Source organism: Inconstantimicrobium porci (assembly GCF_009696465.1).
In the GTDB taxonomy this organism is placed as follows: Bacteria; Bacillota; Clostridia; order Clostridiales; family Clostridiaceae; genus Inconstantimicrobium; species Inconstantimicrobium porci.
In genome coordinates this window covers 1-22,842 of sequence record NZ_VULX01000023.1, presented here as the reverse complement: position 1 = coordinate 22,842, position 22,842 = coordinate 1, and the positions used below count along the sequence as shown (strand labels likewise).

At 32.1% G+C, this 22,842-nt stretch carries 19 protein-coding genes and 1 riboswitch; of the genes, 10 read left to right on the top strand and 9 right to left on the bottom strand.

From position 1 onward, the window contains the following. Positions 1–22: 22 nt before the first annotated feature. Complete coding sequence (locus FYJ33_RS12400; RefSeq protein WP_154532039.1) at positions 23–1,366, bottom strand: MATE family efflux transporter; 1,344 nt, start codon at positions 1,364–1,366, stop codon at positions 23–25. Positions 1,367–1,634: 268 nt separating this feature from the next. After that, positions 1,635–1,735: riboswitch (glycine riboswitch) on the top strand. Positions 1,736–2,058: 323 nt separating this feature from the next. Between FYJ33_RS12400 and FYJ33_RS12395 the strand changes: the two genes are divergently transcribed. Next, positions 2,059–3,441 (top strand): alanine/glycine:cation symporter family protein, encoded by a 1,383-nt coding sequence (locus FYJ33_RS12395; protein ID WP_154532038.1) that lies wholly within the window; start codon positions 2,059–2,061, stop codon positions 3,439–3,441. Positions 3,442–3,663: 222 nt separating this feature from the next. Continuing rightward, complete coding sequence (ndk, locus tag FYJ33_RS12390) at positions 3,664–4,080, top strand: nucleoside-diphosphate kinase (protein WP_154532037.1); 417 nt, start codon at positions 3,664–3,666, stop codon at positions 4,078–4,080. A gap of 324 nt (positions 4,081–4,404) precedes the next feature. On the opposite strand, the gene FYJ33_RS12385 is transcribed toward ndk, so the two are convergent. The 7 genes from FYJ33_RS12385 to FYJ33_RS12355 form a co-directional block, all read right to left on the bottom strand. Continuing rightward, entirely contained in the window at positions 4,405–5,457 is a 1,053-nt protein-coding gene (locus tag FYJ33_RS12385; protein ID WP_235900844.1) for an ABC transporter substrate-binding protein, read from the bottom strand. Beyond that, the gene (locus FYJ33_RS12380) at positions 5,444–6,235 is read right to left on the bottom strand and encodes an ABC transporter permease (RefSeq protein WP_154532035.1); all 792 of its coding nucleotides are present in this window, start codon (positions 6,233–6,235) and stop codon (positions 5,444–5,446) included. Before FYJ33_RS12380 ends, FYJ33_RS12385 begins: the two co-directional genes overlap by 14 nt. Further along, positions 6,235–7,062 carry an ABC transporter permease gene (locus FYJ33_RS12375; protein ID WP_154532034.1) on the bottom strand — a complete coding sequence of 276 codons (828 nt, stop codon included), beginning with the start codon at positions 7,060–7,062 and terminating at the stop codon, positions 6,235–6,237. Before FYJ33_RS12375 ends, FYJ33_RS12380 begins: the two co-directional genes overlap by 1 nt. Positions 7,063–7,066: 4 nt before the next feature. Then, positions 7,067–8,116 carry a spermidine/putrescine ABC transporter ATP-binding protein gene (gene potA, locus FYJ33_RS12370; protein WP_154532033.1) on the bottom strand — a complete coding sequence of 350 codons (1,050 nt, stop codon included), beginning with the start codon at positions 8,114–8,116 and terminating at the stop codon, positions 7,067–7,069. Between the two features lie 21 nt (positions 8,117–8,137). Next, on the bottom strand, positions 8,138–8,677 hold the full coding sequence (locus FYJ33_RS12365) for a helix-turn-helix domain-containing protein (protein WP_277643459.1): 540 nt from the start codon (positions 8,675–8,677) through the stop codon (positions 8,138–8,140). Positions 8,678–9,123: 446 nt separating this feature from the next. Beyond that, on the bottom strand, positions 9,124–10,524 hold the full coding sequence (locus FYJ33_RS12360; RefSeq protein ID WP_154532032.1) for an alanine/glycine:cation symporter family protein: 1,401 nt from the start codon (positions 10,522–10,524) through the stop codon (positions 9,124–9,126). Between the two features lie 179 nt (positions 10,525–10,703). Further along, positions 10,704–13,247, bottom strand: a complete 2,544-nt coding sequence (locus FYJ33_RS12355; protein ID WP_154532031.1) for a transglycosylase domain-containing protein — start codon at positions 13,245–13,247, stop codon at positions 10,704–10,706. A gap of 96 nt (positions 13,248–13,343) precedes the next feature. Between FYJ33_RS12355 and yunB the strand changes: the two genes are divergently transcribed. Beyond that, positions 13,344–13,976 carry a sporulation protein YunB gene (yunB, locus tag FYJ33_RS12350; RefSeq protein ID WP_154532030.1) on the top strand — a complete coding sequence of 211 codons (633 nt, stop codon included), beginning with the start codon at positions 13,344–13,346 and terminating at the stop codon, positions 13,974–13,976. 337 nt (positions 13,977–14,313) lie between these two features. After that, positions 14,314–14,505, top strand: a complete 192-nt coding sequence (locus FYJ33_RS12345) for a hypothetical protein (protein ID WP_154532029.1) — start codon at positions 14,314–14,316, stop codon at positions 14,503–14,505. Between the two features lie 100 nt (positions 14,506–14,605). Here FYJ33_RS12345 and hpt read toward each other — a convergent pair whose 3' ends face one another. Next, the gene (gene hpt, locus FYJ33_RS12340) at positions 14,606–15,130 is read right to left on the bottom strand and encodes a hypoxanthine phosphoribosyltransferase (protein WP_154532028.1); all 525 of its coding nucleotides are present in this window, start codon (positions 15,128–15,130) and stop codon (positions 14,606–14,608) included. Between the two features lie 216 nt (positions 15,131–15,346). Between hpt and hflX the strand changes: the two genes are divergently transcribed. The 6 genes from hflX (at position 15,347) to FYJ33_RS12310 (ending at position 22,200) form a co-directional block, all read left to right on the top strand. After that, positions 15,347–17,140, top strand: coding sequence for a GTPase HflX (gene hflX / locus FYJ33_RS12335; protein ID WP_154532027.1), 1,794 nt, complete (start codon positions 15,347–15,349; stop codon positions 17,138–17,140). Between the two features lie 106 nt (positions 17,141–17,246). Beyond that, complete coding sequence (locus tag FYJ33_RS12330) at positions 17,247–18,137, top strand: nucleotidyltransferase domain-containing protein (protein ID WP_154532026.1); 891 nt, start codon at positions 17,247–17,249, stop codon at positions 18,135–18,137. A gap of 20 nt (positions 18,138–18,157) precedes the next feature. Further along, the gene (pdxR, locus tag FYJ33_RS12325) at positions 18,158–19,555 is read left to right on the top strand and encodes a MocR-like pyridoxine biosynthesis transcription factor PdxR (protein ID WP_154532025.1); all 1,398 of its coding nucleotides are present in this window, start codon (positions 18,158–18,160) and stop codon (positions 19,553–19,555) included. Positions 19,556–19,563: 8 nt separating this feature from the next. Next, a complete protein-coding gene (locus FYJ33_RS12320; RefSeq protein ID WP_154532024.1) occupies positions 19,564–20,217 on the top strand; it encodes a YigZ family protein in 654 nt (217 codons plus the stop codon). Positions 20,218–20,430: 213 nt separating this feature from the next. Beyond that, the gene (locus FYJ33_RS12315) at positions 20,431–21,171 is read left to right on the top strand and encodes a YebC/PmpR family DNA-binding transcriptional regulator (RefSeq protein WP_154532023.1); all 741 of its coding nucleotides are present in this window, start codon (positions 20,431–20,433) and stop codon (positions 21,169–21,171) included. A 120-nt stretch (positions 21,172–21,291) separates the two neighbouring features. Then, the gene (locus tag FYJ33_RS12310) at positions 21,292–22,200 is read left to right on the top strand and encodes a tyrosine-type recombinase/integrase (protein ID WP_235900843.1); all 909 of its coding nucleotides are present in this window, start codon (positions 21,292–21,294) and stop codon (positions 22,198–22,200) included. The last annotated feature ends 642 nt before the right edge of the window (positions 22,201–22,842 follow it).

The following is a 22,842-nucleotide window of genomic DNA, read 5'->3' as shown; positions in this document are numbered from 1 at the left end:
TTTGTCCTGAATTATACATTAACTAAATAACTTCTTTGATCCATCTATTAGATTTAAACCTTGGTATTTCAAAGAATAGTTTCACTATTTCCTCGAAGCATACAAGCATGTAAACCCAGATTATATTCAGGTGTAGTATTGTAGCACCTATGAATGATAATGGCACAGCTATTCCCCATACACAGATCAGTTCAGTAAATATAGCATAGTTTACATCTCCACCGCCTCTGAATGCACCAATTATCATTGTTATATTAAAGAATCTAAGTGGTGTTATGATAGCCATAATTTTAAGTACTGTGAGAGTAATTGCTTTAGTTTCGCAAGTTATGTTAAATAATTTTACTATTAGTGGTGAAGTTAAAATAAGAGTTAATCCTATTATGATACCAAGAGCAACAGATATCTTTGAAATCTTATGTGTGTATTCTATAGCAAGATCTTTTTTTGATTCACCAATTTTATTGCCGATTATGATTGCAGTGGCTGCAGCTAATCCTGTACCGAATATGTTAAACAAGTTGTTGATAGTTATAGCAATCTGCATTGATGCCAGAGCATTTGTTCCAACTTTTGCATAAGCAATTGAGTAAGCGCTTATTCCAAGAGACCACATTATATCGTTGAATATAACTGGAGTTGCTGTTTTCATAAAATTTTTAAATTGATGCTTTGTGAATAGGAGCTCATTAAGTTTACACTTAACTGAATAATTCTTAGCGTATATAATTGTTACTACAAACAGCATTTCAAGAAGCCTTGAAAAAGTTGTTCCAAGTGCAGCACCTCTTACACCCATTGCTGGTAAGCCAAGTTTACCAAAGATGAATATGTAGTTAAAACCTGCGTTTGATAAAATACCAATAATGCTGCCTGCCATAGGCAATGAAGCCTGTCCAGTACTTCTAAGTGCTGTTGAAAAAGTAAGGGTTACAATTGTAAATATGTAGCTTAGTGAAACAATTCTCAGGTATGATACACCAAGATTAATTACTGTAGTATCCTTTGTGAATATTTTCATTACAAAGACAGGTGTAAAGAATGCTAAAATGGCAAAAGCAGAAGCTACAATTGTACCGATAACAAAAGTTATACCCATGAAATTTTTTATACTTTTAGTATCTTTTTTACCATAGTACTGGGAAAGAAAAATGCTTGTTCCGCCAGTTATACCAGTCATGCTCATCATAAATATAAAAAAGTATTGATTTGCAAGACCAACAGCAGCTATTTCATTTTCTCCTAAAGTTCCTATCATTACATTATCAACAAGGTTAAGTGACGATGTAATAAGATTTTGAATAATAATAGGTACAGCAAGTGTAAGTATTATTTTATAGAAGTTTTTATTTTTATTTGAAGTCATATATTCCTCCTTAGTTGTAAAATACAAAAAGAAAAAGCAGATGGGTTGTTAGCCGCCCATCTGCTTTATGCTGATATATATTATAGCATAAAGATTAATAGAATATCAAATTTAATCTTAAAATCATTGAAATGCATAATATGAAGGAGTATAATAATTTTTAACAAGTTAATAAGGTTATCGGTTGAAGGTAACGGGAGAGTGGCTGTGTTAGGCCCGCCGAAGAGGTTAATCTTTCAGGTGTCGTATTTTGATGAAGACCGTTATTGGACGAGCCCTTGGAGAGACTCATATAATTGTGAGCACCGAAGGAGCAAGATGTGAAAATTCATGTTGAAACTCTCAGGTAAAGAGGACAGGGGATTAAGTACAACTACAACTTTGGATAGAAGCACTAGAGATAGGGTTTAATGTATGATGTATAATGTATAATTATGGATTGAACTCCTTAGGGAGTTCCAAAAAGAGGACAAGTTCCTCTTTAAATCTCTTTGAATTAGTAATTCAGAGGTTTGGAGGTGTCCTCCATTAAGAATAAGAAATTAGCCGGCGCAGTGAAGCTAATTTCATCCTGAATTATACATTATACAATATAAATTATACATTCTAATATCTTTATCTGGTTTTATCAGAAAATGTATATCGTACTGATCCCTCCTTAAAAGTTATTTTTAAAGGAGGATTTTTTATTTATGGAACAAATCACAAACTTATTAAATTCAATTGATTCATTTCTATGGGGACCACCACTTTTGATTTTATTGGTAGGAACAGGTGCATATCTCACATTCAGATTAAAGTTTTTACAGATAAGGAAGTTGCCACTTGCATTAAAGCTTGTATTTAGCGGTAATAAAGAAAATGAAAAAGATGACTGTGAAGGAGATGTAACTCCTTTTGCTGCATTATGTACAGCACTTTCAGCTACAATTGGAACTGGTAATATCGTTGGTGTTGCTACTGCCTTGAAGGCAGGGGGACCTGGTGCTCTGTTCTGGATGTGGCTAGCTGCATTTTTTGGCATGGCTACGAAATATGCTGAGGGATTGTTAGCAGTAAAATACAGAGTTACAGATGAAAATGGTCAGATGTCTGGAGGACCTATGTATTATTTAAGCAGGGGATTAAATAATAAATTTTTAGCAAATATGTTTGCAGTATGTGGAGTGGGTGTTGCATTCTTTGGAATAGGTACATTTACGCAGGTAAATTCAATATCTGCAGGTGCTAAAGCTGCTTTTAATGTACCTATATATGTAACTGCTGCAGTAGTTACAATACTTGTTGCACTTATAACACTTGGAGGAGTAAAAAGGATATCGAAGGTTGCTGAAAAAGTAGTACCATTTATGACTGTTGGATATGTGTTAGCTGTTATCACAATAATAGTACTTAATATTAATCAGCTTTTTCCAGCTATAAAGCTTATAGTTTATAGTGCATTTAATCCAAAGGCTGCTCTTGGTGGATCGCTAGGTATAACTGTAATGCTATCTATACAGAGAGGAGTAGGAAGAGGTGTTTTCTCAAACGAAGCTGGACTTGGAAGTGCACCTATAGCAGCTGCAGCTGCAAAGACAAATAGTCCTGCAAGGCAAGGGCTTATTGCAATGACTGGAACATTCCTAGATACAATGGTTGTATGTACAATGACAGGGTTAGTACTTGTTATTACAAACACATGGCATGCAGCTTATGAGGGTCCAGCACTTACAACTGTTGCCTTTAATCAAGGACTACCATTTAATAATATTGGAGGAATAATAGTAAATGTCGGTTTGATGTTCTTTGCTTTTACGACTATATTAGGATGGAACTATTATGGCGAGAGATGTACTGAATATCTTGGTGGAGTAAAATATATTAAGCCTTATAAAATAGTATATATTATGCTTGTTGCTGTTGGGGCATTTCTACCTCTTGAAACAGTATTTATTATTGCAGATATAGTGAATGGTTTAATGGCTATACCAAATCTTATAGGTATAATCGGTCTTAGGAAAGTGATAGCATATGAGACGAATCTTTACTTAAATGATATGGAAGAGGAATATAATATTGCACAAATGCAATAATAAGTAATATATATTGACTTATACCTAACCATAATATAAAATTGATGAAAAACAGGCATACTATTTATTATGTATAAAATTTGATTTTATATTAATAATAGATAGTATGCAGTATAAAATAGAAATAATTATTTTTTGAATATTCAGAAAATTGTAAATATTTACAAAAGTCGGAATATATTTATAAAGAATAAGTAATTATTTATTATGGAGGTAAGTCTTATGGCTGATAAACAAAGAAGTTTGGTATTAATAAAACCTGATGCAGTTAGGAGAGAGATTGCAGGTACAATTATTTCTGTATATGAAGATAACGGATTAAAGATTGTTGCTATGAAAATGATGAAATTAGACAGAGAATTTGCAGAAGAACATTATGCAGAACATAAAGGAAAGAGTTTCTTTGAAAATCTGATTAGGACTATAACAAGTTCAGAGCTTATTGCGATGGTGCTTGAAGGAGAAGATGCGATAGAAAGGATAAGAGCATTAAATGGTAAATCTGATCCTGCAAAAGCAGCCGAAGGAACAATCAGAAATAGATTTGCACTTAATGGAACTGAAAATTCAGTGCATGCATCAGACTGCCCAGTAAGTGCTGAAAGAGAAATTGCACATTGGTTTCCAGAGCTAAAATAAGCTTTTAGGAATATATTTAAATATAAGATAGTGTAGTCGTCTTAAAGAAGAGATGGGTATAACATAGAAGAGCCTATAAAGAAGAGGGCTCTTTTATTTTTTGAGAAGAAATATCGAAACTCCCTTAGGGGAGTTTTATCCAAAATTCTGCATTCTGAATCAAAAAAGTTCCCGACAGCATTCAAGCTATCGGGAACTTTTTAATGTATAGGAAATTGCATTGAAAAAGATAAATTTTAAATGCTGTAAAGCGTTGAAAACAAAAGATATACAGGCTAATTTAAAAAATGGTACAATGCAAATTCGTCCTTTAGTCATCCTTTTTTACTTAGACTTTACTTGGAACCATACATCATCGTATTTCTTTATGTCTTCTCCAAGGTCTTTGAATACTTCGCATTTATCAAGAATTGATTTATCTGGATAAGCTAATTTATTATTCTTTATATTATCTTCAAGAAGATTCATTGCTTCTTTGTTAGGAGTAGCATAAGTTACTGCATCTGCATTTTGCTTTGCATTTTCTGGATCTAGCATGAAGTTTATGAACTTTTCAGCAGCTTCTTTGTTTTTTGCAGATTTCGGTATAACCATAGCGTCAAACCATTTGTTAGTTCCTTCTTCAGGAATACAGTATTCAAGATTTTCGTTTTCGCCTTTTACAGTAAGGTAGTCTCCTGAATACATAAGTGCAAGAGCAGCTTCTTCTCTTACCATAAGTTCCTTAACCTCATCGCCTACGTAAGCTTTAACAAGAGGTCTTTGTTTGATAAGAAGATCTTTTGCCTTGTTAAGTTCGTCTGTGTTAGTTGTATTTATTGAATATCCAAGATCAGCTAAAGCTACAGCCATTGAATCACGTACAGAGTCTAACATTAAGATTTTTCCCTTATATTTTTCATCCCATAGTATATTCCAGCTTGTTACTGGCTCTTTTACAAGATTTTTATTATACATTATACCTAATGTTCCCCAGAAATATGGTACTGAATACTCATTTTTAGGATCATAAGATAAGTTTTTGTATTTATCATCTATGTTCTTGTAATTTGGAACTTTACTGAAGTCTATCTTTTGAAGTAGACCTTCTTTTGTCATTTTTTCAATCATGTAATCAGATGGTATGATTAAATCATAACCAGCATCTCCGCTTTTAACTTTTTGATACATCATTTCATTTGTTTCAAAGATATCCATTGAAACTTCTATGCCAGTTTCTTTTTTAAATTTAGTTAAAAGCTCTTCATCAATATAGTCGCCGGCATTGAATAAATGCAGTACAGTTTTTTCTGAATTTGATTTTGAACAGCCTGTTAACATTGATATCAATATAATTGGAACAAGTAAAAGTAAAGTGATTTTTTTAGTAAATTTCAAGTTGATTTCCTCCTTCATTTGAACCCTTTTTATTTATTATTAATAGTAATATAAGTACTACTAAAAACATTAATGTAGATAATGCATTTATCTCTGGTTTTATTCCCCTTTTTGCCATAGAGTAGACTTCTATTGATAGATTGGTTACTCCTGGACCTGCAGTAAAGAAGCTGATTACGAAGTCATCAATAGACATTGTAAAGGCCATTAGAAAACCAGAAGCAATGCCTGGCTTTATAAGTGGAAATATAATTTTTCTAAGTGCATAACTTGGTGTAGCACCTAAGTCTAATGCCGCTTCTTCTAGATTATTTGGCAGCTGTCTAAGCTTTGGAAGTACTGAAAGTATAACATACGGAACTCCAAATGTTATATGTGCTAATAGTAGTGAAGTAAGACCAAGCTTTAAATTTATAAATCCAAAAAGACTCATAAGTGCAATTCCTGTAACTATATCAGGATTAAGCACTGGTATATTCGTAATGTTAAGTGTAATGTTTCTTAAGTTCTTTTTCATTTTGAAAATACCAATTGAGCTTATTGTACCTATTACTGTTGATATAACTGCAGATGATAGAGCTATAAAAACTGTATAGTAAAGTGCAGTAAGAATTCTTTTATTGTTAAATAAACTTATATACCATTTTAAAGTGAACCCTTTCCATACACCCATTGATTTTGAATCATTAAAGGAAAATAAAATCAATGCAAATATTGGTGCGTATAAGAATAAAAATATTAAAAGTGTATATAGTTTTATTCCAGCTTTTTTAAACATTAATTTTTACCTCCTTCTTCATTATTATTATCTAATTTCGACATTATAGCCATTGATATTAAAATTAATATCATCATAAAAATTGAAATTGCAGAGCCGAAGTTCCAATTTCCTGCTGTTGTGAACTGTTGTTCAATCAGGTTTCCAAGCAGCATGTATTGTCCGCCACCAAGAAGACGAGAAATAACGAAAGTTGATACTGCAGGCATAAATACCATAGTTATTCCTGACATTACACCAGGAAGACTAAGTGGAAAAACTACTTTGCAGAAAACCTGCATCTTGTTTGCTCCTAAATCATAAGCAGCATTAACTAGGTCGTTATCTGTATTTATTAAACTTGTGTATATTGGAAGTACCATAAATGGAAGGAAGTTATAAATCATACCAAGCATTACGGCGAAATCAGTATATAAAAGATTCACGCCAGTTATTCCTATTAGATTAAGGAATCTTTGTACAAATCCGTTCTTTCCAAGGATAGCCATCCAAGAATATGTTCTTAAAAGGAAATTCATCCACATTGGAAGTATAAATAAAAGTATATAAATATTTCTCTTTTTTGTTTTCATCTTTGAGATTATATATGCGATAGGGTATCCTAAAAGCAAACATAAAATAGTAGATAAAAAAGCAAGTTTTAGTGAACGATAAAATACCTTTATATAGTCAACGCTGAATAAAGTCTTATAATTTTCTAATGAAAAAACAGTGACTCCGTTAACTTTACTTGTAAAACTGTAATATAGAACTATGAACAAAGGAAAAACAATAAATATTATGCTCCATATCAAATAAGGATAAGCGATTGAAGGTCTTTTTTTCATATCTTTACTCACTCACTTTTCTCATTATATGAATATCATCAGGATATATATCCATACCTATTGTTGAGCCTACTTCTGCTGATTTTGTATTATGAAGCAGCCATTTCTTATTATTTTCAGTTTCCTCAAGTTCTATTTCATAATGTACACCTTTGAATACTACAGATTTTACAATTCCTTTAAGCATTCCTTTTTCAGGATCAACTATTTTTATATCCTCAGGTCTTATAACAACCTGTATTTCCTCATCTTTATTGAACCCTTTATCAACACATTCAAATTTGTGGTTGCAGAATTCAACTTTAAAATCATCATGCATTATTCCGTCAATGATGTTACTTTCACCTATGAAGTTTGCAACAAAGGCATTTGCTGGTTCATTATATATATCTTCAGGAGTACCCATCTGTTGGATTTTACCGTTATTCATAACAACAATGGTATCAGACATTGTAAGTGCTTCCTCTTGATCATGAGTAACAAATACAAATGTAATTTTAAGCTGCTGCTGGATTTTCTTAAGTTCAAGTTGCATGTCTTTTCTAAGTTTTGAATCTAGTGCACCAAGTGGCTCATCAAGAAGTAGTACCTTTGGTTCATTAACTATAGCTCTTGCTATAGCAACTCTCTGCTGTTGACCTCCACTTAAAGAATCTATATATCTTTTTTCAAAACCTTCTAGAGATATAAGCTTTAATGCATCTTTAACCTTTTTGTCTATTTCTGATTTAGAAAGCTTTTTTATTTTTAAACCAAAAGCTATATTATCATAAACATTCATATGAGGGAAAAGAGCATATTTTTGGAATACGGTATTAATCTGGCGCATGTATGGAGGAAGTTGTGATATATTACTGTCATCAAATAAAACTTCTCCATTATCTGCAGTCTCAAATCCACCTATTATTTTTAGTGTTGTTGTTTTACCACAACCACTAGGTCCAAGAAGAGTTAAAAACTCATTCCTTTTAATGCATAGCGTAAGATCGTCTAAAACTACATTAGAGCCATAAGACTTGCTTACATTTTTTAGTTCAATAATATTTTCGTTCAATTTAAACACCTCGCTTAAGTATTAAAATGAAGGGGGAGTTGAGATCCAGATTACTTTAGCATCTTTTTTTCCTTCATTAGATATATAATGATTTGATTTGGGCTTGAAATAAAAGCTTTCACCATTTTTAACTTTAAATTTTTTGTCTCCCAGATGTAGGTATATTGTCCCGGACAATACATAACCAAATTCTTCTCCTGAATGAGGTTCTTCTTCTATATACTGTCCACCTGGTTGAATCTTAATTATAATTGGCTCCATTTCATTCTTCTGAGAAGTAGGAACAAGCCATTTTAATTTATACTTTAGTTCATCATTTTCGGTTTCAAACATATCATCTTTAGAAAAAATAATTTTTTCATTCTCATCTTTTGCAAAGAAATTAGTAAGGTCTGTTCCTAAAACCTCAAGAATATCCATAAGTGTTGCAATTGATGGAGAAGTTAAATCATTTTCAACCTGAGATATGAATCCCTTAGATAGTTCACATCTATTTGCAAGTTCTTCCTGCGTAAGTTGTTTTTCAATTCTAAGTTCTTTGATTTTTGTTCCTATCTGCACGATTTCACCTACTATTTTATATAATTACATCTTAAAAGTGCTGAACGTAAAACATACACATCATTGTTATAAACAATAACGTGTCCAATATTTCAGCTATTTATTTATATTTTGCACTAAAAGTCATACATAATACCACTTTATTAGATTTGAAAGCAGAAAGCAGAATGATGAATTTTTAATCTTAATTCTGCAATAATCTACAAAATCTTACTTAACTAGTGGTTATACAAATCAGTTATAATTCATTAATATGTATATAATTTTTTGCAGATTACTATTACTAAACTTTAAGTTTAAATTTACTAAACATATTATAAATGCTAACTAAGTAAATTGCAATAATAATTTTATATTCGTTATTCGTTGTTAACTTAAATTTATATATTTTAAGAATAAAAAACAGCCTCAGTATAGAGACTGTCTTGATTATCTATTTATTTAAACTAGTTCCAACCTTCAAGATCTTCTTTGAATGATATAGCATCTTTGTGGAATACTGGTTCTTTTATTCCCTTAGCTTTCTGGTTCTTGTAGTCTTTTAATGCTTCGAAAGCATATTTGCCAAGGAGTGTAATTGCAGCAAGATTAATTAAAGCCATTATTGACATGAATAAATCAGCCATGTCCCAGACAAGATTTAAGCTTGCAACGGCTCCGATAAAGACCATTACTATAACAAGAACTCTGTATATTGTTAAGAAAATCTTCTTTTCTGTTATAAATTCGATATTTGATTCACCATAGTAGTAGTTTCCAACAATTGAGCTGAATCCAAATAATAATACGCATATAGCAACGAAGTATGTACCTAATATTCCAATCTGTGAATTTATTGCGTTTTGAGTAAGCTGTATGCCTGTAAGACTTTTATCAGTATGTACTCCTGAAAGTAGGATTATAAATGCTGTACAGCTGCAGATGATTAATGTGTCTATAAAAACCCCAAGAGTCTGAATTAACCCCTGTTTAGCAGGATGTGTTACATCAGCTGTTGCAGCAGCATTTGGTGCACTACCCATTCCGGCTTCATTTGAAAATAATCCTCTTTTTATACCTATCATTATGACACCACCAAGAGTACCGCCTATAGCAGGTTTTAGGTTAAAAGCTTCAGTAAATATTAGATTAAACATATGTGGAATCATTGAATAATTCTTTCCTATAATAAATAATGCAATAAGTATGTATGATACAGCAAGTATAGGAACAAGAATTTCTGAAACCTTTGCAATTCTTTTAACTCCACCGAAGATGACTGCTAATGTAAGAAGAGTAATTAATACTGCAATAACATATTTGTTAACGTTAAATGCTTCTGAGAAAGCTATTGAGATTGTATTTGACTGAACAGAATTAAATACAAGTCCATATGTAATAGTGATAATTATTGAAAATATTATACCAAGATTTCTTGATTTTAAAGCTTTCTGCATATAGTAAGCAGGACCGCCTCTAAATGAATCTGCATCTTTCACTTTAAATATCTGAGCAAGTGTGCATTCTACAAAGCTTGATGCTGCTCCAATAAGTGCTATAAGCCACATCCAGAAAACTGCACCAGGTCCTCCTACAGAAACTGCAATAGCGACACCAGCAAGATTTCCTGTGCCAACTCTTGAAGCAGTACTTATACAGAATGCTTGAAAAGATGAAACCTTATGCTTTACTTTTTCATCAGAGGATGAAAATCCATCACCTAGAAGTCTGAACATTTCCTTGATTTGACTTATCTGAACGAATTTTGTGCGAAATGTAAAATAAAGCCCGGCTACAATAAGAACAGATATTAATATATAACCAATGATATTATTGAAGCTGGAAATCAAATTTGACAAAAAAATCATAAGTATACCTCCTATATTTTATAGTTTATATAATTTTATTATAAAATTGGTAAGAACGCAATGAAAGAAAAGAACTACATTGTAATAAAATGTAACAACAATAATGTTAGAAATTAAAAAGAAGACATGACGTTTGTATCATGTCTTCTTTGTTATTATAATGGTATTCAATTTGACTATTAATGCTTACCAGGATTAGGTGGCTGTGGAGTAGTTGGTTTATTGTTGCCAGTTCCATTATTTCCAGTATTACCGTTTGGATTATTTTCTGGCTTATTATTATTGTTGTTGTTATTTTGTGTATTATTGTTATCCTCATTTTCAGCAGGTTTTGTTTCTGCTGGAGGAGTTGATGGCTGCTCAGCGGCCTTATAATCATCCTGCTCAGTAGGTAATTTGTATTTATAATCAGGAGAATCCTTAGATATATCTTTGTTTAAAAATACACGTTCGACAAGTAAAGCTGCAGGTGTGTTTGCATTTGCAAGTTTATTGTTTGATGAATTAACCTTTGCAAGCACATGTACATCACAGTAGCTGCTTACGTCACTGCCACCTATTGATAAATCTTCTTTTACTCTATTTCCTCTAGGATCCTTTCTACAAAGATCAGTAGCAAGTTTGCCCGAATCTATACAGATTGCACCTTTTATTACTCCAGAGGGCATTTTAATGTCTTTGCTCTTATCCTTTATATTCTCATGAGCTTTTGCCATGATTTTCCCAAATATTGAACCGACTGTAACACCACTGCTTTGTGAATAAACTTCAGATGGTTTATCATAGCCAATCCATACTGCTGCAGAAAGATAAGGCGTAAATCCAGCAAACCACATATCATGATTACCGTCTGCTGTACCAGTTTTACCAGCAGTAACAACGTTTGGTACTTGAGCGGGTTTGGCACTTCCTGATGTGACAGGAGATTTTAATAAATCATACATAATGTATGCAGCTTCTGGAGAAATAACACTTCTTGTTTCAGGTTTTTTCTCAAGTATAATGCTTCCACTGGCATCAACAACTTTAGTATAAAGTATTGGCTCAGTATAAGTACCGTTATTACCAAATGTGCCATAAGCAGCTGCCATAGTAGTAGAGTTAGCACCATCTCTATCACCAGGATCATTACTAAACTGACCAAGGGCAACAGCAGCTATACCTTGTGAATTATTATTGAATTTTAATCCGAATTTCTTTCCATAGGCAATACCATTTTTTACGCCCACCATATCTTCAACTTTACATGCAACAACGTTGTAAGACTGAGTAAGAGCATCCCTTATTGTAACAGTTCCATGAAATCTTCTATCCTGGTTTCTTAACTGCGTTGCAGGATTAATGCCATACTTCTTTGCAAATGCATCAGAGTACGGTGTATCTTCGGCTGTAGTGCTTGGAGTTATAAGCTTCATTTCAACTGCTGGAGAATAAACAGTAAGCGGTTTGATTGCAGACCCTGTTGGTCTTAAATCAAAGTATGCTCTGTTATTAGATCTTCCAGGCGGCTGAGTTCCACGTCCACCAACCATAGCTTTAACTTCGCCTGTATGGTAATCCATAATAGTAGCAGAAGCTTGTAAAGCAGGGTAAGTATAGTGGCCATCTGCAGTAGAAATATTCTTACTTAAATCATTTCCAACCTGATAAGTTTTGTTATCGTTAAGTATTTCCTGAGTAGCATTCTGAAGGTTTCTATCCATAGTAGAATAAATACGAAGGCCTCCATTAACTATCATCTTTGAAACTTCATCGTCTGTATATTTATATTTTGTCTTCAAATCTTTTTTGACCTGATCGATTACTGGTCTTGTAAACCACTCAAAATTCATTCTGTTCGATGAAACAGTTGGGTTGAATTTTAATTTTCCGTCATTAATGTCTTTAATTGCCTGATCATATTCAGCCTTACTGATTTTCTGGTTTTCAAGCATTTTTGATAGAACGGTCTTTGTTCTCTTTAGGTAACGTGAAGGATCTTTTTTTGATGCTTCTGTAAGTGCATTATAATATGTTGGTGACTGAGTAGTACCGGCAATATAAGCACATTGTATTAAGTTTAACTGTGAAGCCCTTATTCCAAAATACTTATTAGCAGCTGCTTCAACACCATATACAGTTCCGCCAAGTGGAATTGTATTTAAATAAGCTTCGAGAATCTCATCTTTGCTTAAGTATTTTTCAAGCTGCAGAGCATAATATATTTCAGTAACTTTTCTGTTAATTGTAACTTCATTTTTTAATATGGTATTTTTTAATAATTGCTGAGTTAAAGTTGATGCACCATGTAGACCTGGCTTTCTTGTAATTATTCTCTGGACATCGATATATGCAGCACCGGCTATTCTTTTTAAATCTATACCATTGTGGCTGTAGAATCTTTCATCTTCTATGGAAACGAAAGCATTCTGAAGATTTTTTGGCATTTCAGATAATTTGATAACATATCTTTGTTCTTTATCTACAACGTCATCCATAAATTTGCCCTCAGAATCATAGATTATTGATGGCTGATTTAATCTTAGAACCATATTAACATCAAGTGGTTTTGCACTTTTGACAATTGCGAGTATATATCCGCCAGCAACAATTATGCCTACAAGAATAAGTACAAGTAACGTTAAGAAAAAATGCTTAAAGAATTTTTTGATTTTGCTTTGTTTCTTTTTCTTCTTTTTCTTTATATTCTTTTTAGGCGTTTGTTTCTTCTTTACCTCTGACATAGTTTCCTCCTATAAATAATTTAAGAAAGTAAAATATTACACTTTATTATATCATATTATAATAATAAAGCACTAATTAAAAGCGATGTGATTTCATTGAAAGAGAAGAAATTTAAAAAATCTAAGTACTTTTATATAATTATATCCTTTATTATAATTTATATAATGATATGCTTGTTTTATTATACAAGTAGTGTACTTACACCAGGTCTTTTGGGCATTGCAGAGGCTAAATATAAGTCAGATGCAGTAGAAATAATTGAACAGACATCATGCGATATTTACTCTAAAAATTACAATTATGAAGATTTTATAACAATTGAAAAAGACAGTGCAGGAAACATAACAATGCTTAGAGCAAATACAGTAAAGATGAGTGCAGTTGCTCAGAAGGTAGCACTTGATTGTACTAACAAACTTAAAAAGCAAGGAATAGAAGGAATTAAAGTCCCATTAGGATATGCATCAAGAAATAACATCTTTGGCGATGCAGGTCCTAATATAACAGTGAAGATGAAACCAATCGACAGGGTTGAAATAAAATACGAATCAGAATTTGAGTCAGCAGGAATAAATCAGACAAGACATAAAATTAAAGTAAAGCTGACAGCAAAGATAAAGATTATTGTTCCAACAACAAGTAAGGAAGTAGAAGTGTGTGACGAAATACCAATCTCAGAAACAATAATAGTAGGAAAGGTTCCAAATACTAATCTTCAGCTTAATTAAGATGTAGAAAATATATGTAGGTCAAAGGTAATAGGTCACAAGTCACAGGATAGGAGGAAACTGTCCCTTGCTACGCGGGACGTTTCGTTAATTGTAATGGAGGATGCTTCTTCATAGAATTCTTAGACCAAAGTGGAAGATAATCAAGTTAAGCTTCTTAACCATTTATAAATTATAAAATTATAATCACTCACAGTTACGAAAATTAATTTATTAATTAATTGTTCTTTGTTAATATTATAAGTTTTGAATCAATATTTATATAAACCATTAATGATTTAAGTTATACTAAATTAATAAAAATTATTAAGAATTAAGGCTTTAAGGGGTGGTTTATATGAAAAAGATAGCAGTGATGATTTATCCTTATTTCTGTATGCAGGAAATTTCCTGTCTAACAGATGGATTAAAAGTATTTTTTGATATTGATGTAGAAGTATTTGCTTCAACTAAGGAAGTTATTAAAAGCGAAGAAAATTTTAAAGAATTCATTGATGAGTATACAAAATACGAATCAAAAAATTATTAAATTAGAGGTTTGCAGGAATAATATTACATAAAAAATAAAGGAATTCATGAGCATCTGTTTCATGAATTCCTTATTGAATTGATCAACGATCATTGCAATTTTACGCTTCCCAGTTGAAAACGTAAGGAACGTTTCTATAATAATCTCCGTAATTTAATCCATATCCTACTACGAATACATCTTCAATAGTGAAGCAGCAGTAGTCTGGTTTAATATCAACTGTTCTTCTTGATGGTTTATCAAGTAGAACACAAGTTTTAACAGATTTAGCTCCAAGACTTTCTACATGTCTCTTTACAAAATCCATTGTTATACCTGAATCAACTATATCATCAACAATAAGTACATCGTATCCTGTTATGTCATCTGGAACATCGTTAACAATCTTAACTGTACCTGAACTTGTTTCTGAGTGACCATAGCTAGATGTTGTCATAAATCCGATTTTAGCTGGAACTTCAACTGCTCTAACTAAATCTGCAGCAAATATAAAGCTTCCTCTCAATAATGATAATACATAAAGCTTCTTGTCAGCATAATCTTCAGTTATAGTTTTTCCGACTCTTTGAATTTCTGTTTTAATCTGATCTTCAGATAATAGTATATTACGCTTCTTTTCTTCCATAGTTCTCCTCCGATAATTTATTAATCTATGAGTAAAGTGTACATCATAATTCTTTTTAAAATATGTAAGACTAAAATGGTATACGACACTTTAATCATTATTTACAATAATAAACTAATAGTATAAAATTAAATCAACGTTGTCAAGGTAAGTAGAACAGTTACTGTATTAAATTATAGTTATTAAAATTGAAGCTGAAATTTTGAGGTGATAAAAATGATATATGGAAACATAGATGGGATAAAAAATTCTTATATAGAACAATTAGAAGAATTATATACTTTGAGAGTTCCACAGGATAGTCTTTTATCAGAAGAAGTTTTAAATTATATGATTAAGTTCACAGATTTAACGGAAAAGGAAATTAGTGTCGGCATAGATAGGAAAGGAAAGATTGTCAGTGTTGCTATTGGCGACAGCACATCAGTTCAGATACCGCTTATAGATATAAAGGAGAGAAAACTTTCAGGAGTAAGAATAATTCATACTCATCCAAGTGGTAATCCAAAGCTTTCAGCACTTGATGTTTCAGCACTTCTTAAGTTGAAGCTTGATGCAATTTTAGCTGTTGGCGTTGATTATGGAAACGTAACAGCTATCAACATAGGTTTCTGCAGAGTAGTAGATTCAATGCTTGAACATGATGAAATTAAAAATTTAAGTATCGATGAAGTTCTTAATATGAAGTTTGTTGAAAGAGTTAGAGATATTGAAAACAGCATTAAAGAAAACGATGTTGTAGAAGACAATAGGGAAAGAGCAATTGTTGTTGGAACTGATACTTATGAAAGCCTTGATGAACTTAAGGAATTAGTAAAAGCATGTGATGCGTCTGTTCTTGATTCAGTATTCCAAAAAAAAGTTAAGATTGATCCTGCTTTTTATATAGGTAGAGGAAAGGTTGATGAAATTTCATATCTTATTCAGACTAAGGGAGCAAACCTTGTTGTATTCGATGATGAACTTTCAGGTTCACAGATTAGAAATCTTGAGTCGGTTTTAGGAGTAAAAGTTATCGATAGGACTATACTTATTCTTGAAATATTTGCAACAAGAGCAAGAACAAGAGAAGCAAAGATTCAAGTTGAACTTGCACAGCTTAAATACAGATCTTCAAGACTTACTGGACTTGGTACAGTTCTTTCTAGAACAGGTGGTGGAATAGGTACTAAGGGACCAGGTGAAAAGAAACTTGAAATTGATAGAAGACGTATCAAGGATGATATTTATGACTTGACTCAGGAGCTTAAAAAGATAAAGAAGACAAGAGAAGTAATGAGGGAAAACAGAAGTAAGCAGAGTGTGCCTCAAATAGCTCTTGTAGGATATACAAACGCAGGAAAATCAACACTTAGAAATAAGCTATGTGAAGTTGCACAAATTAAGGAAAACAACGTAAAGGAAAAAGTATTTGAAGCAAACATGCTTTTTGCAACACTTGATACAACAACTAGAGCAATAAGACTTCTAGACAATAGGGTGGCAACATTAACTGATACAGTGGGTTTCGTAAGGAAGCTGCCTCATGAACTTGTTGAAGCATTTAAATCTACACTTGAAGAAGTAATAAGCGCAGATGTTTTATGCCACGTAGTTGACGGGTCATCTGAAACAGCTGATGAACAGATTGATGCAGTTGAAGAAGTACTTGCAGAACTTGGAGTAAGAGAAAAACCAACAGTTCTTGCAATAAACAAGATTGATTTGTGCAGTGAAGAAACTTTAAACAAGTTAAGGGAAGATAATTCAAGATATGACATGATTGAAATTTCAGCTGTTAATGATATAAATCTTGATGAACTTTTAAGAAAAGTTGCAGCACTTCTTCCTAACAAACTTAAGAAAGTAAAGATGATGATTCCATATGCTGATCAGAATCAAGTAGCATATCTTCATAGAAATGCAAACATATTTAATGAACAATATGAAGAAGAAGGTACAATGCTGGAAGTTGAAGTAGATGAAGAAATATATAATAAATTAAATAATTACATAATTGAAGAATTATAAATTTTAATGTCAAATGGAATGTAGGAACTCCCATAGCTTTAAGCAGGGAGTTCATTTCCAGTGGAGGGCAATTAATACATAGATTAGAGATAATGGGGGTGTTTTTTTGGAAAACGTAATTGTTAAGTATCAGAGAGCATTTAATATGATTTTATCCAAGTTGAAGAAAAATAAAAATGTTATTGCTGTTGCTGTTTTTGGTAGTATAGTTACTGGTGACATATGGGATGAATCTGACATTGACCTAATAGTTGTTATGGATAAACAAGACAAGCCTATTGATAATATCTATAGCACAATAGGTGATGTTCCTATTCAGATTAAATTTACAAATAGTGAGTATATAAAAAATGTACAGGACAGTTCATTTATTGAAAAATTAAAGAGTTCTAAGATAATGTTCTGTAATGATAGTGAGCTTTTTAGATTCATGCAAGGGGTTACTTTTAATATGACTGTAAATGATGACAAGGAAATTCAGAATCTAAATTATCTTGGGCTGGTACTTAAGGATATCAATGTAATTAAAAAGTATTTACATAACAATGGTGACTATGTAGCTTATTCGGTAGCTGTAAGATGTGCTGAAAATCTGTGTAGATTATTTCTTAATATGAATGGTTATACAGTGAGCAAAGACAGCATAAAACTAGCAGTAAATATAAATGATAATATTAAGTATTGTATAGATAGATTGTTTTTTGATAAAAGCGTAAACAGGAAAGAAAATATTTATAATTTTATTAATGTTGCCCAGGATTATCTTGAGAAGACATGCAGTAAAAGTACGCTATATCTTATAAAACTATTAAACAAGGAAAACAGAAGCATGAGTTCAGCAGAGATTAATCAGCTGGAGGAGTTTAAGGAAAAGTCTATAAAGATGGAGGAAATCCTTGATTTCATGTGCAGAAATAATATTCTTTATAAAGAATTAAGGGATTATAGGGATAGCGATGGAAGCTGTATATTAAAACAGAATGTTTATCATACTTAAAGCTATAAGGAGTACATTTTATGGATTTTAAGAACTTAATATTTAATGATGATAAACCTAAATATGTAGTATTGGCTGAATATATAAAAGAATTTATAAGAAAAGGCGAAATTGAAGACGGTGAAAAGCTTCCAACAATAAGATCACTGGTTGATGAAATAGATGTCAATAAGGCAACAATAATTTCTGCTTACAAAAAACTTGAAGAGGAAGGCTATGCAGTTTCTAAGATAGGCAGCGGAACATTTGCAAAGCAGAGGGATTTTACAAGGATTATTAAGAGACAGTACAGCAGAACGTTTAAAAAACTTAGCAAAGATAGAATTAAGGATTTTATTGATTTCACAGGGGAAACAACATCAGCAGAACTTTTTCCTATTGATGAATTTAAGTCTGTAATCAATGAAGTATTGGATAGAGATGGAGCTGAGGCTCTTATTTATAGGGATTCTCTTGGATATGAAGAATTAAGAGAAACTATAAGACGTAAGTTTTGGAATAATTCAGTGAGCCTTTCAGATATTCTGATAGTTTCTGGTGCTCAGCAAGGTATTGATATTGTGGCTAAAACAATTGTAAATCCTAATGATAATGTGATTGTCGAAAAGCCTACATATAGCGGTGCACTTTCAGTATTCAAGTCAAGAAGGGCTAATATAATTGAAGTAGGAATTGAAGATGATGGCGTTAATCTTGAAGAACTTGAAAAAATTCTTAAGAGAAATAAGATAAAACTTTTCTATACAATGAGTTATTTTCAGAATCCTTCGGGAGTCACTATTTCCAAGGAAAAGAAGGAAAAGCTGTTGCTTTTGGCAGAGAAATATGATTTTTACATTGTAGAAGACGATTATTTATCAGAACTTATTTATGATGAAAAAATAGAGTATATTCCAATTAAAAAGATGGATATTAGTGAAAAGGTAATTTATATTAAGAGTTTTTCTAAGATATTTTTGCCAGGAATCAGACTTGGATATATGATATCACCTAAAGGTCTTAATGACAGTCTGCAGCTTGCAAAAATAAATACTGATATTTCGACTTCATCGCTTATGCAGAGAGTTCTTCAGAAATATATTGATAATGACTACTGGATAAGTCATACAAGGGAATTAACTGATGTTTACAGAATGAGATATGAGTGTATTACAAAATCAATAGATACTATTTTAAAGGATAAGGTGAGTTATGTTTTGACAGGAGGAGGCCTTCATCTATTTGTTAAAATTAAGACTGGTAGAATGGACAGTGTTTCTCTTTATAATGCACTGAAGAAGGAAAATGTGCTTATTACACCTGGAGTGCTGTTCTTTAATAATGGTAATGATGGTCTTAAGTATTTTAGAATTGGTTTTTCAGAGGTACATTGTGATAAGATAACTTACGGCATTGAGATAATAAACAAGTATATATGAGGTGGACTATGAAGTATTTAACAGTAAAAAAGAGAGCAGAAGACAGATTTGTGGAAAAGAAGTCTGAGTTTATAGGATATGTAAAGAGAGTTACAACAGAAGATGAAGCAAAGGAATTCGTTGCTGAGATAAAGAATATGCATAAAACTGCAACACATAACTGCTATGCATACATTGTAGGTTCAAACATGGGCATCCAGAGATACAGTGATGATGGAGAGCCTCAGGGAACTGCAGGAATTCCCATTCTTGAAGTTATGAAGAAGCAGGAACTTACTGACTGTGCAATAGTAGTTACAAGATACTTTGGAGGAATACTTCTTGGTACGGGCGGACTTAACAGAGCTTATACTAAAGGTGCATCTGTAGCAATAACAGCAGCAGGTATTGTTGAAAAGGTAAGCGGTGTGGAGATTAAGATTACAATTGATTACGATCTTCATGGTAAGCTTCAGTATCTATGTGGACAGAATGACTGGTATATTGAAAACACTGATTATTCAGATGTAGTAGTTTTAACTATTAGATGTGAAGCATCAGAAAAAGATTCTATAGAAGCAAAGATTGTAGAAAACACAAATGGCAAAGCTGAAATAGATGTAAGCGATGAAGCAATATATTTTAAGGAAGGAAATAGATTATTTCTTGAAATTGATGAATAGATTTTATTAGTACACTCTATGAATTATGAATTGTTTGGCAGCACCATTGAAGGTTGATTTTTAGTATGTTATAATTATTGGTAGAGCGTCAAAATGACATAAATGGTTGTATATTTTGATGAACAGCCATAACGATTTGATCAATTAGTAGTTGACCAGATGAATTGATAAATTTAAAGATGAAATTTACATAGAGTGATAGGAGGAATTTTAATGTCAGGACATTCAAAGTGGCATAATATTCAAGCAAAAAAAGGTAAAGCTGATGCTAAAAGAGGAAAGATTTTTACAAAGATAGGTAAGGAAATACAAGTTGTTGTTGCTAGTGGTGGACCAAATCTTGATTCTAATGCAAAACTAAGAGATGTTGTTGCAAAAGCTAAAGCTGCCAACATGCCTAATGATACTATTACAAGAGCTATAAAGAAAGCAGCTGGAGAAGGCGAAAAAACTCATTACGATAAAATAGTATATGAAGGTTATGGCCCAAGTGGTGTTGCTGTTATCGTTGAAACTCTTACAGATAACAAGAATAGATCTGCAGGTAATGTTAGAAGTGCATTTACTAAAGGTGGCGGAAACATGGGTACATCAGGATGTGTATCTTTCATGTTCCAGGAAAAGGGTGAAATAATAATTGAAAAGGGCGATCTTGATGAAGATGAAGTAATGATGATGGCTCTTGATGCTGGTGCAGAAGACTTTAATGCTGATGAAGAAGAAGTATTTGTAGTAACTACTGCTCCAGAAGATTTTGGTGCTGTAAGAGAAGCACTTGAAAACCAGGGATTAGAATTCCTTGAAGCAGCAGTAAAGATGATACCAGATACTTATACTACATTAAATGAAGAAGATTCAAAAAAATTCCAGAAGATGTTAGATCTTCTTGACGATGATGATGATGTTCAGGAAGTTTACCACAATGCTGAGTTCCCTGAAGGATGGGAAGAATAGGGCATTTAGAGGTATTCTGAACTAGAAAAAATCATTTGATAATGGTATACAAATTTATTTGAAGACACTTTCAATATTGATATACATAGTGTATTGATATTGGAGGTGTCTTTTTTGCTTTTGGAAGATTTACTAAAGGAATATAGGTATGATATGAAGGTTAGAAATTACAGTGAAAGAACTATTAAGACTTGCTATAATTCATCTCTTAAATTTTTTACTTACTGTAAAAGGGAGTTTGGCATTGAAGAAATAGAAGACATGATGCCTATATATTTAAAACAGTACATAAGCTATCTGCAATCCATTGGAAGATCAGAAGTATATATAAACTCAATCATAAAGTATTTAAGAGGTTTCTTTAAATACAGTGTTAAAGAAGAGTACATATCAGAAAAGCAGAACATTATGAGTAAGGTTAAGTGGCTCAGACAGAAGAAAGTATTAATTAGAACTTTCAATGATGCAGAGGTTGGGAAGATGATAAAGGTTTGGAACTATAAGAACTTTTATAATGCACGAAATAAAGCAATTATAGCTATGCTTTTTGAAACTGGCATAAGAAATAATGAACTTTGCAATTTGAGACTATTGGACGTAAGGGAAACTCTTATAAAGGTATTAGGCAAGGGCAATAAGGAAAGATATGTTCCTATAAGTCCTGCATTAAAAAAGATATTAGTTAGGTATGAGAGAATAAGGAATGAATACATAAAAGATAAGTTCGTTACAGAAGATTATTATTTCCTTTCATATAGAAGTAGAAAGCTTACTATTGAAGCTGTTGAAAGAGTTGTAAAGGAAACAGGAGCAAGAGCAAAGGTAAGAAAAGAAATAAGATGTAGTCCTCATACTTGTAGACATTATTACTGTCAGTTCTTACTTAGACAGGGAGTTGATTCTTATAGTATTTCAAGGCTTCTTGGTCATTCTAATACTAATATAACTAAGATATATCTACAGAGTTTAGATGATGAGAGGATAGTTGAAATGACTTCACAAGTTTCGCCTCTTATGAAGTTAAAGTAAAAAAATAACTGCCATGAAACAGGCAGATATAAAAACTAAATATTGTTTTATAATTCTTTGCAATTCCAATAAGGAGATTACAAGTAGTTTAGCAACTCTATTGTAATTCAAAAAAATTTAGAATGCAAGGCTTTATTTCCTATACCCTTTTTTAGGGAAAGGTTAGTTGTTATGCACTATGCAACTATAAATAAAATAGTAAGTTAGCTTGGCTGATGCAGAAAACAAGCTGTGTATTAATTCATAAGTAATTCCTAATGTTATAGCTTATGTAAAGGTAATTGATACATGTAAGGCGAGTGGCAGCCAATAACCTAAAACAATAGTCATGGTGGTATCTTAGCTGAATAGATTCAGGGTAAGTGCAGGCAAAGCAAAAACATATTGGATAAGATAGATATGGTAAAGCCTGTAGCGAAAGCATAATAACATTAGTATGATATGAAGATGAGTACAGTATACAAAGTATGATCATAGTTGTTTTACCTATATCTACATAATTAATATTGTGTAGATATAAATGTCAAGTTAATCATGTAAATTTTTGATCATTTAAGAATGTAGTTTTTTTATTCTTCTTCGAAATTCATATGATCCTTTAAACGATATGAATTTCCAGTAATTGAAACTACGTGTGCATGA